The 15,062-nt window shown below is 66.0% G+C and carries 3 protein-coding genes; 1 reads left to right on the plus strand and 2 read right to left on the minus strand.

Annotated elements, in window-relative coordinates; all coding sequences use genetic code 11:
* The first annotated feature begins 479 nt into the window (after positions 1–479).
* Complete coding sequence (locus FPB55_RS08385) at positions 480–13,433, plus strand: non-ribosomal peptide synthetase (protein WP_144187955.1); 12,954 nt, start codon at positions 480–482, stop codon at positions 13,431–13,433.
* 69 nt (positions 13,434–13,502) lie between these two features.
* Here FPB55_RS08385 and FPB55_RS08390 read toward each other — a convergent pair whose 3' ends face one another.
* Both FPB55_RS08390 and FPB55_RS08395 read right to left on the minus strand, forming a co-directional pair.
* Positions 13,503–14,204, minus strand: a complete 702-nt coding sequence (locus FPB55_RS08390) for an ATP-binding cassette domain-containing protein (protein WP_144187957.1) — start codon at positions 14,202–14,204, stop codon at positions 13,503–13,505.
* The gene (locus tag FPB55_RS08395) at positions 14,205–14,936 is read right to left on the minus strand and encodes an ABC transporter permease (protein ID WP_144187959.1); all 732 of its coding nucleotides are present in this window, start codon (positions 14,934–14,936) and stop codon (positions 14,205–14,207) included.
* Between the last annotated feature and the right edge of the window lie 126 nt (positions 14,937–15,062).

The following is a 15,062-nucleotide window of genomic DNA, read 5'->3' on the forward strand; positions in this document are numbered from 1 at the left end:
GGTCTGTCGGGGGGCGTGGTGCCTGCCTGGAGAAAGTGTTGCGACGACAAAGTGCAGGCCATGACAGGTGTGTCGCCTGGAAGACCGAGCGCCGCCCGCGCGGCGCATCGCGAGCTGCGCTCGCTCCAACGTTTGTTTCGGGCCAGTAACGCCTGTGACAGGCGCGCGCGACCGCTTTGTTTGTACGGCGCGATATTGAGGCATGCACCAAGGCGTTCGCGCGCGAATCCCACAGGAATAATTGGCCCGAAACAAACGTAGGAGCGAGCGCAGCTCGCGATGCGCCGCGCGGGCGGCGCTCGGTCTCCCAGGCGACACCCCCGTCATGGCATGCCCGTCAATCCGCCGACCCCGCCAGCTCCGCTAATTTCTCCCGCCGCCCATCCGTTCCCCTGTGTACATCCCCGGCCGCCAACCGCTGCCCGCCCATGTCCGCGGCGCAGTCGGCACGCCCCAACAGATACTGGCAGGAACACCCCATGACGGACGCCTTCGAACTCCCGCTCTCGCTGGTCCAGGCCCTGGCGCAACGCGCCGCGCAGACCCCGGACAGGATTGCCCTGCGCTTTCTCGCCGACGCCCCGCACGAGCAGGCTGTGCTCAGTTATCGGGAGCTCGACCAGCGCGCGCGCACCATCGCCGCCGCCCTGCAGGCACGCGCCAGCTTTGGTGACCGCGCGGTGTTGCTGTTTCCCAGTGGGCCGGATTACGTAGCGGCGTTCTTCGGCTGCCTGTACGCCGGCGTGATCGCAGTGCCGGCCTACCCGCCAGAGTCTGCCCGCCAGCACCACCAGCAACGCCTGCTGTCGATCATCGCCGACGCCGAGCCGCGCCTGCTGCTGACCGTGGCGGCGCTGCACGACAGCCTGCAGGGCCTGGAAGCACTTGCCGCCGAGGCGGCGCCCGCGTTGCTGGCAGTGGATGGCCTGGACCCCGCCCTGGCCGACACCTGGCAGGAACCTGCCCTCAGCAGCCAGGACATCGCCTTCCTGCAGTACACCTCCGGCTCCACCGCACTGCCCAAAGGCGTGCAGGTCAGCCATGGCAACCTGGTGGCCAACGAACACCTCATCCGCAGCGGCTTTGGCATCGACCTCAACCCCGACGACGTGATCGTCAGCTGGTTGCCGCTGTACCACGACATGGGCCTGATCGGCGGCCTGTTGCAGCCGATCTTCAGCGGAGTGCCTTGCGTACTGATGTCGCCCGGCTACTTCCTCGCCCGGCCCGTGCGCTGGTTGCAGGCCATCAGCGACTACGGCGGCACCATCAGCGGCGGCCCCGACTTTGCCTACCGCCTGTGCAGCGAGCGGGTCAGCGAGGCCTCGCTGGCCGGGCTCGACCTGAGCCGCTGGCGCGTGGCCTATTCGGGCTCCGAGCCGATCCGCCAGGACAGCCTGGCGAGCTTCGCCGACACCTTCAAGGCCTGCGGCTTCGACCCCCAGAGCTTCTTCGCCAGCTACGGCCTGGCCGAAGCAACCTTGTTCGTCAGCGGCAGCCGCCGTGGCCAGGGTATCCCCGCGCTTGCGCTGGATGCCGACGCCTTGGCCGCCAACCGCGCCGAGCCCGGTACCGGCAGCGTGCTGATGAGTTGTGGCTTCCCGCAGCCGGGGCACGCGGTACGCATTGTCGAGCCGCAACAGCTGCAACGGCTGGGCGACAACCAGGTCGGGGAAATCTGGGCAGGCGGGCCGAGTATCGCCTCGGGCTACTGGCGTAACCCAGAAGCCAGCGCGCGCACCTTCGTCGAAATGGACGGGCAGACCTGGCTGCGGACCGGCGACCTGGGTTTCATGCGTGAAGGCGAGGTGTTCGTTACCGGGCGCCTGAAAGACATGTTGATCGTGCGTGGGCAGAACCTGTACCCGCAAGACCTGGAAAAAACCCTCGAGCGTGAAGTGCAGGCACTGCGCAAGGGCCGGGTGGCGGTGTTCGCCGTCGAGCATCAGGGCGAGGAGGGCATCGGCGTGGCGGTGGAGATCAGCCGCAGCGTGCAAAAGGCCACCCAACCACAAGCGCTGATCAACACCCTGCGCCAGGTCATCGCCGATGCCTGCCGCCAGGCGCCGGCGGTGGTGCTGCTGCTCAACCCGGGCGCGCTGCCGAAAACCTCCAGTGGCAAGCTGCAGCGTTCGGCCTGCCGCGTGCGCATGGCCGAGGGCAGCCTGGACTGCTATGCCCAATTCCCCGAGCCGAGCGCCGCTGCTGCCACCCAGGCATCAGGCGATGCCTTGCAGGCGCGCATCGCGGCGGTGTGGCGCGACACCCTCAAGGTGCAGGCAGTAGCGGCAGATGACCATTTCCTGCTGTTGGGCGGCAACTCCATCGCCGCTACCCAGGCCACGGCGCGGCTGGCCGACGAACTGGGCATCGATCTGGGCCTGCGCACCTTGTTCGAGGCGCCGGTGCTGGCTGACTACAGCAACGCGGTGGCTGCGCTCATCGGTGCAGGCGCTGCCCAGCCCACAGCTATCGCGCCCCTGGCACGCGCCCAGGCGCTGCCCCAGTCGCTGGCGCAGAACCGCCTGTGGCTGTTGTGGCAACTGCAACCCCAATCGGCGGCCTACAACATTCCCGCCGGCCTGCACCTGCGTGGCGAACTGGACGCTAGCGCCCTGCAGGCCGCATTCCAGGCACTGGTGGCGCGCCACGAGTCGCTGCGTACCGTGTTCGCTGAAGAAAACGGCCAGGCGCTGCAGCGTATTCTGCCGCAGCAGCCGTTCAGCCTGGCCCGCCTGGACCTCGCAGGCCAGACCCCCGAGCAGGTCGCCGCCCAGCGTGAGGCCGAGGCCTGCCAGCCGTTCGACCTGACGCAAGGCCCGTTGCTGCGTGTGACCCTGGCCCGGCTCGACGATGAAGACCATCAGCTGTGGGTGACCCTGCACCACATCGTGGCCGATGGCTGGTCGCTGAACATCCTGCTCGATGAATTCGCCAAATTGTATGCCGCTCACTGCCAGGGCCTGGAGGCAGCGTTGGCGCCGCTGCCCCTGGGCTACGCGGACTACGGCAACTGGCAGCGGCAGTGGCTGGCCGACGGCGAAGCCGAACGCCAACTGCAGTACTGGAAGACCCAGCTCGGTGACGAACTGCCCGTGCTTGACCTGTGCCCCGACCAACCCCGGGCCAACCAGCGCACATTCAGTGCTGCGCGTTTCAGCGTGAAGGTCCCCGCCACGCTCAGCCAAGCCCTCAAGGGCCTGGCGCAGGCGCAGCAGGCCAGCCTGTTCATGGTCCTGCTGGCCGGCTGGCAGGCACTGTTGCAGCGCTACAGCGGCCAGGCCGAGATCCGCGTCGGCGTGCCGAATGCCAACCGCCCGCGCCTGGAAACCCAGGGCATGGTCGGCTTCTTCATCAACACCCAGGTGCTGCGCGCGCAACTCGATGGCCGCATGCCGTTCAGCCAACTGCTGGCGCAGGTGCGCCAGGCCACGCTCCAGGCCCAGGCCCACCAGGACCTGCCGTTCGAGCAGTTGCTCGAGGCCTTGCCGCAAGCCCGCGAGCAGGGCCTGTTCCAGGTCATGTTCAACCACCAGCAACGCGACCTGTCGGCACTGCGCCGCCTGCCCGGCCTGCTGGCCGAAGAGTTGCCGTGGCACAGCCGCGAAGCCAAGTTCGACCTGCAGCTGCACAGTGAAGAGGACCACCAGGGCCGGTTGAGCCTGGCGTTCGACTATGCCGACGAACTGTTCGAGGCCAGCACCATCCAGCGCCTGGCCGGGCAGTTGCTGGCCCTGCTGGAGCAAGTGTGCGCCGCGCCCGACCTGGCCCTGGCCGAGGTGCAACTGCTCAACGAGGCGGGCCGGCGCCAGTTGTTGGGTTGGGGCCAGGCCGAAGCCGCCGCGCCGCAGCAACTGCTGGTCGAGCAACTCAACGAGCAGGCCCGCCTGACCCCGCAACGTACCGCCCTGGTATGGGCGGGTGGCAGCCTGGACTACGCCGAACTGCACCAGCAGGCCAACCGCCTGGCCCACTACCTGCGCGACAAAGGTGTCGGTCCTGACACGTGCGTCGCCATCGCCCTCGAGCGCTCGCCGCAACTGCTGGTCGGCTTGCTGGCCATTCTCAAGGCCGGCGGCGCCTACGTGCCGCTCGACGTGGATTACCCCGCCGAGCGCCTGGCGTACATGCTGGCCGATTGTGATGCTGGCCTGTTGCTCAGCCACAGCAGCCTGGTGGGCAAGCTGCCACAGGTCGATGGCGTCAGCACCATCGCCCTCGACCAGCTGCACCTGGACAGCTGGCCCAGCCAGGCCCCCGGCTTGCACCTGCAAGGTGACAACCTGGCCTACGTCATCTACACATCCGGCTCCACCGGCCAGCCCAAAGGCGTGGGCAATACTCACGCGGCGCTGGCCGAGCGTTTGCACTGGATGCAGGCCAGCTATGGGTTGGGCGACGAGGATGTGCTGCTGCAGAAAGCGCCGATCAGTTTCGACGTGTCGGTGTGGGAGTGCTTCTGGCCGTTGATCACCGGCAGCAAGCTGGTGCTCGCCGGCCCTGGCGAGCACCGCGACCCGCAGCGCATTGCGGCCCTGGTCCAGGCGCATGGCGTGACCACCCTGCATTTTGTGCCGCCACTGCTGCAGGTGTTTGTCCAGGAACCACAGGCCGCGGGCTGCGCCAGCCTGCGCCGGGTGTTTTCCGGGGGCGAGGCCTTGTCGGCGGCGCTGCGCGACCGGGTGCTGCAACTGCTGCCGCACGTGCAGCTGCACAACCGCTACGGCCCGACCGAAACCGCCATCAACGTCACCCACTGGCATTGCCAGGCCACGGACGGCGAGCGTTCGCCCATCGGCCGGCCGCTGGCCAACGTGCTGTGCCGGGTACTGGATGACGAACTCGAACTCACCGCACCCGGCGTGCCGGGTGAGTTGTACCTCGGCGGTGCGGGCTTGGCCCGTGGGTACCTGGGGCGCCCAGGGCTTACCGCCGAGCGTTTCGTACCCCAGGCCGATGGCAATGGCCAGCGCCTGTACCGCAGTGGTGACCGCGCCCGTTGGCAGGTTCAGCTGCAAGCGCTGGAATACCTCGGGCGTCTGGATCAGCAGGTGAAAGTACGGGGGTTGCGCGTTGAACCTGAAGAAGTCCAGGCCTGCCTGTTGGCGCAAGCGGGTGTCGAGCAGGCGCTGGTGCTGGTCCACAACGATGCGGTCGGCGCGCAACTGGTTGGCTACTACAGCGGCAGCGCCCAGGCCGAAGCCTTGTTGACGGTACTGGCCGAGCACCTGCCGGCGTACATGGTGCCGGCGCAGCTGATTGCCCTTGCGCACATGCCCCTGGGCCCCAGCGGCAAGGTCGACCGCAAGGCGCTGCCCGCGCCGGTGTGGCAGCAGCGTGAGCACGTCGAGCCGCAAACAGCACTGCAACAGCAGGTCGCTGGCATCTGGCGCGATGTACTGAACCTGCCCCGTGTAGGGCTGCGCGATGATTTCTTCGCCCTGGGTGGCCACTCGCTGCTGGCCACACAGATCGTTTCCCGCACGCGCCATGCGTGCGACGTGGAGCTGCCGCTCAAGGCCCTGTTCGAGGCCAGCGAGCTGGGCGCATTCTGTGCCGAGGTAGCCCGCATCCAGGTCAATGGCCAGCGCAACCTGCAAGGGCAGATCGCCCGCGTAGACCGCCGCCAGGCGGTGCCGCTGTCTTATTCGCAACAGCGCATGTGGTTCCTCTGGCAAATGCAGCCCGACGGCCCGGCCTATAACGTGGGCGGCATGGCGCGCTTGCGCGGCACCTTGCACGTCGAGGCGTTCGAGCGGGCGCTGCACGCGCTGATCGTGCGTCACGAAGCCCTGCGTACAACGTTCCCCAGCATCGACGGGGTGCCCTACCAGTGCGTGGCCGAAGACAGCGGCCTGCACCTGCACTGGCAGGACTTCAGCGCCTTGCCCGGCGCTGCCCGTGCGCAACGCCTGCAACAGCTGGCTGACGACCAGGCGCACCAGCCGTTCGACCTTGAACGCGGCCCGCTGCTGCGCGCCTGCCTGGTCAAGGCCGCAGAGCGCGAGCACTTCTTCGTGCTGACCCTGCACCATATCGTGACCGAAGGCTGGGCCATGGACATCTTCGCCCGCGAGCTGGGTGAACTGTACGAGGCCTTTGTCGACGACCGCGAGTCGCCATTGGCGCCACTGCCGGTGCAGTACCTGGACTACAGCGTGTGGCAACGGCAATGGCTGGAAAGCGGCGAGGGCGCTCGCCAACTGGCCTACTGGCAAACGCGCCTGGGCACCGAGCACCCGGTGCTGGCGTTACCCGCCGACCGCCCACGCCCGGCGGTGCAAAGCCACCGGGGCGGGCTGTACCGCTTCGAGCTCGACCCGGCCCTGGTCGAGCGCGTACATGCCTTCAACAGCCAGCGTGGCCTGACCCTGTTCATGACCATGACGGCCACCCTGGCTGCCTTGCTGCACCGCTACAGTGGCCAGCGCGACCTGCGCATCGGTGCGCCGGTGGCCAACCGCATCCGCCCGGAAAGCGAAGGGCTGATCGGCGCCTTCCTCAATACCCAGGTGCTGCGCTGCGAACTGGATGGGCAGATGAGCGCCAGCGCCTTGCTGGAGCAGGTGCGCCAGGCTGCCATCGAAGGCCAGTCGCACCAGGACCTGCCGTTCGATCAACTGGTCGAGGCCCTGCAACCGCCACGCAGCAGTGCCTATAACCCGTTGTTCCAGGTGATGTGCAACGTGCAGCGCTGGGCCTTCCAGCAAAGCCGCAGCCTGGCCGGCATGCAGGTGGATTACCTGGTCAACGACGCCAGCGCCACCAAGTTCGACCTGTACCTGGAAGTGACCGACCTGGATGGCCGCCTGGGCTGCTGCCTGACCTACAGCCGTGACCTGTTCGATGAGCCGCGTATCGCGCGCATGGCCGAACACTGGCAACAGCTGCTGGTCGGGCTGCTCGACAACCCGCAACAGCGCCTGTGCGAGCTGCCGATGCTGAGCAGCAGCGAGCAGCAGCAACTGCTGGGCCAGTTGCAGGGCGACCCGCACTTGGGCCTCGGGCAGACCCTGCACGGGTTGTTCGCGGCCCAGGCCGCACGCACGCCGCAGGCCGGGGCGCTGACCTTCGCCGGCCAGCACCTGAGCTATGCCGAGCTCGAGCAGCGCGCCAACCGCCTGGCCCGGGCCCTGCGCGAACGGGGTGTCGGGCCGCAGGTGCGGGTAGGCCTGGCGCTGCAGCGCTCGCTGGAAATGGTGGTTGGCCTGCTGGCCATCCTCAAGGCTGGCGGCGCCTATGTGCCACTGGACCCTGAATACCCGCTCGACCGCCTGCGCTACATGATCGAGGACAGCCGTATCGGCCTGCTGCTGAGCCAGCGCGAGCTGCTGCAAAGCCTGGGCGAATTGCCCGAAGGTGTGGCGCGCTGGAGCCTGGAAGACGACGCAGCCAGCCTGGCGGCCTACAGCGCTGCGCCGCTGGACAACCTCAGCCTGCCGCAGCACCAGGCTTACCTGATCTACACCTCCGGCTCCACCGGCAAACCCAAGGGCGTGGTCGTCAGCCATGGCGAATTCGCCATGCACTGCCAGGCCGTGAGCGCCGCGTTCGGCATGCGCAGCGACGATTGCGAGCTGCATTTCTATTCGATCAACTTCGACGCCGCCAGCGAGCGGCTGTGGGTGCCACTGTTGTGCGGTGCGCGGGTGGTGTTGCGTGCCCAGGGGCAGTGGGGTGCGGAGGAAATATGCCAATTGGTGCGTGAGCAGCAGGTGAGCATCCTTGGTTTTACCCCAAGCTACGGGAGCCAACTGGCGCAATACCTGGGCGGCCAGGGCGAGCAGCTGCCGGTTCGCCTGGTGATCACCGGTGGCGAGGCGCTGACCGGTGAGCACCTGCAGCGTATTCGCCAGGCATTCGCGCCCCAGCAGTTCTTCAATGCCTATGGGCCGACCGAGACCGTGGTCATGCCGCTGGCCTGCCTGGCCCCAGAGGTGCTGCCCGCAGCGCTGGGCAGTGTGCCGATCGGCCAGGTCATCGGCAGCCGCACGGCCTACATCCTCGACGAAGACCTGGCGCTGTTGCCGCAAGGGGGTATCGGTGAGCTGTATGTCGGCGGCGCCGGCCTGGCCCAGGGCTACCACGATCGCCCGGGCCTGAGCGCCGAGCGCTTCGTTGCCGATCCGTTCGGCAGCGCAGGTGGGCGCCTGTACCGCACCGGTGACCTGGTACGCCTGGGCGCCGATGGCCTGGTCGAGTATGTTGGCCGCGCCGACCAGCAAGTGAAAATTCGCGGTTTCCGCATCGAACTGGGCGAGATCGAAAGCCGTCTGCAGGCACACGCCGATGTCGACGAGGCAGTGGTACTGGCCCTCGACCTGCCAGGCGGCAAGCAGCTGGTGGGCTACCTGGTGTGCCAGCAGGCCGCAGCCGACAACGAGGCGCAGCACTGCCTGCGCGAAGCCGTGAAGGCCGAGGCCCGCCAGCACTTGCCAGACTACATGGTGCCTGCGCACCTGGTGCTGCTTGACAGCCTGCCGCTGATGGGCAACGGCAAGCTCGACCGCCGCGCCCTGCCGCTACCGGACCTTGAGCAAGCCCGCCAGCACTACCAGGCCCCTGGCGATGACGTGCAAGCTCGGCTGGCGCAGATCTGGGGCGAGGTGCTCAACGTCGCCCAGGTGGGGGTGCAGGACAACTTCTTCGAACTGGGCGGCGATTCGATCCTGTCGATCCAGGTGGTCAGCCGGGCGCGGCAGGCCGGTCTGCAGTTCACGCCACGCGACCTGTTCCAGCACCAGACCATCCAGACGCTGGCCGCTGTGGCAAGGCAGAGCGAAGCGCACAGCAGCATCGACCAGGGGCTGCGCGAGGGCCAGGTTGGCCTGACGCCGATCCAGCACTGGTTCTTCGACAGCGAGGTGCCGCAGCCACAGCATTGGAACCAGGCGCTGCTGCTGGCCCTGCGCCAGCCGCTGGATAAAGCCTCGCTGGAGCAGGCGCTGGCCGCGCTGGTGCAGCACCACGACAGCCTGCGCCTGCGTTTCAGTGCCGCCGCGGGCCGTTGGCAGGCTGCCTACACCCAGCCGGCTGAGGATCAGCTGTTGTGGGCTGCCACCGTCGCCGATTTTGCCGATTGCCAGGCGCTGTACAGCGATGTGCAGCGCAGCCTCGACTTGCAGCAGGGCCCGCTGCTGCGCGGCCTGCTGGTGACGGACGGCCAGGGCCACCAGCGCCTGCTGCTGGCGATTCACCACCTGCTGGTCGATGGTGTGTCCTGGCGTGTGCTGCTGGAAGACTTGCAGGCGCTGTACCGTGGCCAGCCACTGCCCGCCAAGACCCATGCCATGGGCGACTGGGCCGCGCGCCTGGCCAGCTATGCCGGCAGCGATTCGTTGCGTGACGAGCTGGGCTGGTGGCAAAGCCAACTGGGGGGTGTCCGCCGTGAGCTGCCCTGCGATCACCCCCAGGGCGGTAACCTGCACCGCCACGCGCTAACCCTGACGACCGGCCTGAACGCCGAGCAGACCCGGCAGTTGCTGCAACAGGCCCCGGCTGCCTACCACACGCAGGTCAACGACCTGCTGCTGACCGCGCTGGCGCGGGCCATGTGCCGCTGGAGTGGGGACGACAGCGTGCTGGTGCAGCTGGAAGGCCATGGCCGCGATGGGCTGTTCGAGGATATGGACCTGACCCGCAGCGTGGGCTGGTTCACCAATGCCTACCCGTTGAGCCTGCGCCCGGTGCCCGGTGAGGATGACGCCGCGCGGGCAGGCTCGATCAAACGCATCAAGGAGCAGCTGCGCCAGGTGCCGCACAAAGGCCTGGGTTACGGCGTGCTGCGCTACCTGGCAGACGATGCCGGGCGCGAGCAGATGGCGGCGTTGCCGCAGGCACGCATTACCTTCAATTACCTGGGCCAGTTCGACCAGCAGTTCGACAGCGCGGCGCTGTTCCAGCCGCTGGATGCCCCGGCCGGCCTGGCCCACGACCCCGACGCGCCGCTGCCCAACTGGCTGAGTGTCGATGGCCAGGTGTATGGCGGCGCCCTGCAGCTGCGCTGGACCTTCAGCGCCGAACGCTACGACAGGCAGACCATTGCCGCGCTGGCCGAAGCCTACCGCCTGGAGCTGCTGGCATTGGTGGAGCATTGCCTGGCCGAGGGCAATGGTAGTTTCACCCCTTCGGATTTCCCGCTGGCGCACCTGACGCAAGCGCAGATCGACGCCCTGCCGGTGCCGGCAGCGCAGATCGAGGACGTGTACCCGCTGAGCCCGATGCAGGAGGGCATGCTGCTGCATACCCTGCTGGAGCCGGGCACCGGCCTGTACTACATGCAGGACCGCTACCGCATCAACAGTGCGCTGGACCCCGATCGCTTCGCCCAGGCCTGGCAGGTCGTGGTGGCGCGCCACGAAGCACTGCGCGCCTCGTTCAGCTGGAACAGCGGTGAGGCGATGTTGCAGATCATTCACAAACCGGGCGACCTGGCCGTCGACTATCAGGACTGGCGCGGGCTTGCCGAGGCTGCCCAGGAGCAACGCCTGCAAGCCTTGCACAAGCAGGAGCGCGAGGCGGGCTTCGCCTTGCTCAGCGAGGCACCGTTCCACCTGCGCCTGGTGCGCGTGGCAGACGAGCGCTACTGGTTCATGATGAGCAACCACCACATCCTGATCGATGCCTGGTGCCGCTCGCTGTTGATGAACGACTTCTTTGAGGTTTACCAGGCACTTGGCGAGGGCCGCCAGGCGCAGTTGCCGGTGCCGCCGCGTTACCGCGACTACATTGGCTGGCTGCAACGCCAGGGGCTGGACGATGCGCGGGCCTGGTGGCAGGCCAACCTGGCCGGGTTCGAGCGCGCCACGGCGCTGCCCAGTGACCGCCCATTGCGCCATGACCATGCCGGCAGCGGCATGGTCGTGGGCGACTGCCATACCCGCTTGCAGGTGAGCGAGGGCGTGCGCCTGCGCGAACTGGCGCAGGCGCACCAGCTGACCGTCAACACCTTTGCCCAGGCGGCCTGGGCGCTGCTGCTGGCGCGTTACAGTGGCGAGCGTGACGTGGCCTTTGGCGTGACCGTGGCCGGCCGCCCGGTCAGCATGCCGCAGATGCAGCGCACCGTGGGCCTGTTCATCAACAGCGTCGCGTTGCGCGTGCGCCTGCCGCTGGCCGGGGAGCGTTGCAGCGTGCGCCAGTGGTTGCACAGCCTGCTGCAAAGCAACATGGAGCTGCGCGAGTACGAGTACCTGCCCTTGGTGGCGATCCAGGAGTGCAGCCAACTGCCCAAGGGCCAGCCGCTGTTCGACAGCTTGTTCGTGTTCGAGAACGCCCCGGTGGAAACCGCCGTGCTCGACCATGCGCAGCACCTGAACGCCAGCTCCGACTCGGGCCGTACCCACACCAACTTCCCGCTCACGGCGGTGTGCTACCCCGGCGATGACCTGGGCCTGCACCTGTCGTTCGACCACCGCTACTTCGACTACCCGACCGTCGAGCGCCTGCTGGCCGAGTTCAAGCGGCTGTTGCTGGCGCTGGTAGAGGGCTTTGCCGGAGAGGTGAGCGAACTGCCGTTGCTGGGCGCCGAAGAGCAGCGCTTCCTGCTGGAAGACTGCAACAGCACCGGGCGGGCTTATCCGCTGGAGCAAAGCTACGTTGCCCAGTTCGAAGCGCAAGTGGCCGCGCACCCGCAGCGCGTGGTTGCCCGCTGCCTGCAAGCCGCCTACGACTATGCCGGTCTGAACCTGGCCGCCAACCGCCTGGGCCACGCACTGATCCTGGCCGGCGTGAAGGTCGACCAGCCGGTGGCGCTGCTGGCCGAGCGCGGCTTGCCGCTGCTGGGCATGATCGTCGGCAGCTTCAAGGCCGGCGCCGGCTACCTGCCGCTGGACCCTGGCCTGCCGGCGGCGCGCCTGCAAAGCATCATCGAGCTCAGCCGCACGCCGGTGCTGGTGTGCAGTGCCGCCTGTGCCGAGCAAGGGCGGCAACTGTTGAGTGCGCTGCCCACGCAGGCGCGCCCGCAACTGCTGGTGTGGGAGGAAATCCAGGCCAGCCAGGTCGCCAGCCACAACCCTGGGATTCACAGCGGGCCGGACAACCTGGCCTACGTGATCTACACCTCAGGTTCCACCGGCCTGCCCAAAGGCGTGATGGTCGAGCAGCGCGGCATGCTCAACAACCAGTTGAGCAAGGTGCCTTACCTGGGCCTCAGCGAGCAGGATGTGATAGCCCAGACGGCGTCGCAGAGTTTCGACATTTCCGTGTGGCAGTTCCTGGCTGCGCCGCTGTTCGGGGCTACCGTGCAGATCGTGCCGAACGCCATCGCCCATGATCCGCAGGGCCTGCTGGCGCATGTGCAGGCCAGTGGCATCACCGTGCTGGAAAGCGTGCCATCGCTGATCCAGGGCATGCTGGCCAACGACCACCAGGCGCTCGATAGCCTGCGCTGGATGCTGCCAACCGGCGAGGCCATGCCACCGGAGCTGGCCGCGCAGTGGCTGCAGCGCTACCCGCAGGTGGGGCTGGTGAACGCCTATGGCCCGGCGGAGTGCTCGGATGACGTGGCGTTCTTCCGGGTCGATGCCGCCTCGACTCAAGGCGCCTATTTGCCGATCGGCACGCCAACCGACAACAACCGCCTGTACCTGTGCGGGGACGATCAGGCACTGGTGCCGCTGGGCGCGGTGGGTGAACTCTGCGTGGCTGGCACCGGCGTTGGCCGTGGCTACGTTGGCGACCCGGTGCGCACGGCACTGGCGTTCATCCCGCACCCGTACGGTGCGCCGGGCGAGCGCCTGTACCGTACTGGCGACCTGGCGCGGCAGCGCCCGGACGGTGTGCTGGAGTACGTTGGGCGCATCGACCACCAGGTGAAGATTCGCGGTTATCGCATCGAGTTGGGCGAGATCGAGGCGCGCCTGCACGAACAGGCACAAATCCGCGATGCTGCCGTGGGGGTACAGGAGGGTGCCAATGGCAAGCACTTGGTCGGTTACCTGGTTGCGCACCAGGGCATTGCCGGGGACGCTGAATTGCTGGAGCGGATCAAGCAACGCCTGCGCGCCGAGTTGCCGGAGTACATGGTGCCGTTGCACTGGGGCTGGTTCGACAGCCTGCCGCACAATGCCAACGGCAAGCTGGACCGCAAGGCCCTGCCCGCCATCGACATCGGCGGCCAGCGCGGCCAGGCCTACCAGGCACCGCGCAATGAGCTGGAAGACGTACTGGCGGGTATCTGGGCCGATGTGCTCAAGGCTGAGCGGGTCGGGGTGCACGACAACTTCTTCGAGTTGGGCGGGCACTCGTTGCTGGCCACGCAGATAGCCTCGCGGGTGCAGAAGCAGTTGCAGTTGAACGTGCCGCTGAGGGCGATGTTCGAGTGCAGCACCGTGGCGGAGCTGGCCGAGTATGTGCAGGGGCTGCAGGGCAGTGCGCTGGATGACGACAAGGTCGATCGGCTAAGTGACCTGATGGCGGAGCTGGAGGGGTTGTAAACCGCAGGCTATGCCCCCACCGCCAATGTCTGGCGGCGGGGGCGCGCCATGCAAACTAGATGACTGGATTTACATCGCAGCGTTGATAAAAGCTTCATCATAGGACTTTGCGCTGTAGCGGGTCAGAAACGCTTCACCATTCCCGAACGGCTCGATGCGCTGGTGTGCAAGCATGTAGAACCGGTGGCAGTTCGTTACGATTTCTTCGGTGTGGTGAGACGATACCAACACGCTGGCCCCATCTGCACACGCGTTCTTTATGCCCAGCCAGATGTAGTGTCGAAACTCAGGGTCTATGCCGGCGGTCGGTTCGTCGAGGATGATCAGGTCACCATCCATGAGCAGTAGTGTGAGGGTGATGAAACTGCGGATTTCGCCGTAACTGCAGGTCGATGCCTTTTTCTCAGAGAGGTTGGCGTAGCGCTTTGACAACGCAGGCGACCATTGGCAGAGGCGCGCAAGGGCCTGATGGTGACTGGGTGCCGATGTTGAATTCAACTGGGTGATCAGTTCATAGGCCTCGCCCATTTTCAGCAGCGGCGGTGGTGTTAGTACTTGCGTCAGGTAAAGCTGGCACTTGGAAACGTTGATGATATTGCCTTGGCTAGGCTTTCTGACATTGCATATCAAATCGAAAAGTGTCGTTTTGCCCGCGCCGTTGCATCCCAGTATTCCGACTGCCTCACCTTCGCTTAGGCTCAGCGAGATATTCTGGAGAAGCGGCGTGTCGGGGTGGGAAAAGCTGAGTTTGTCGAGCGTCAAAAGATTCATTCAATATCGACTCCAGATGGGTTGGATTCTGAATAACTTCGCTGTGACATAAAACCCTATTGCTGAGGCAGCAACGGCTGCAGAGAAGCTCACGCTGAGTGATAGCTGCCCATTGATGATGTTTGCGCTCAAGTAAAGCGGATTGATCGCGCCGAGCCAGTGCGAGGTGTTGGAAGGTGCGCTACCCAGGTAACCAGAAAAGAGCATGAGAAATGAAAGGAATGAAAATACCGTGCCGGCGGTACTGAACCTGATCGGCAGCGCAGCAATGGCCAGGCCTATGCAGGAAAATAGTAAAAAGCTTGTGTAGAAAGCCGTTGTGAGATGCAGGAATTCTGGCAGCGAGTAGGGGCCGTACAGTGGCTTGGTGATGATGTAGAAGGCGCTTGAATACAGCAGGCTGATCACGCTATAGCTGAGGGCATGTGACGTCAGGAACAGCGTGATGGCCTCCCGTCGGTAGATGAATGAACGGACAAAACCGCTCTCCCGTCTGCCAATCAAGTAGAAGCTCAGGCCGAAAAAGGCGACGTTTGCGGAGATGTAGGCGTAAAACCAGGCCGCGGAGTGCGTATAACTGGAAGCTGACAGGCCCGTAAATGAAGCGTTCTGCTTCATGATCATGAACATCATGCACGGTGCTACTGCAGTCCACAGCAGTGCGGTAGGTTCTCTTAAGTGCTCAACGAGTAGTAGCCTGGCGACCGAAATTATTCTTCTTGTTCGTCTCATGGTATGCACCCCTCGGAGGTCATGAAGAAGACATTACGCCTGGTGCTATTTTGGAACCAAGCCCTCATGTACGGCGGTTGGGCGCTGAATGTCTGCTGCGAAATCTTTTATTGTCAGGATTGAGGG

This window comes from Pseudomonas sp. BJP69, from assembly GCF_007633355.1.
GTDB classification, from domain to species: domain Bacteria; phylum Pseudomonadota; class Gammaproteobacteria; order Pseudomonadales; family Pseudomonadaceae; genus Aquipseudomonas; species Aquipseudomonas juntendi.

Excerpts from the sequence above, each read along its gene's own strand:
- FPB55_RS08390 (WP_144187957.1), bottom strand. The coding sequence starts at position 14,204 with ATGAATCTTTTGACGCTCGACAAACTCAGCTTTTCCCACCCCGACACG.
- FPB55_RS08385 (WP_144187955.1), top strand. The coding sequence starts at position 480 with ATGACGGACGCCTTCGAACTCCCGCTCTCGCTGGTCCAGGCCCTGGCG.
- FPB55_RS08395 (WP_144187959.1), bottom strand. The coding sequence starts at position 14,936 with ATGAGACGAACAAGAAGAATAATTTCGGTCGCCAGGCTACTACTCGTT.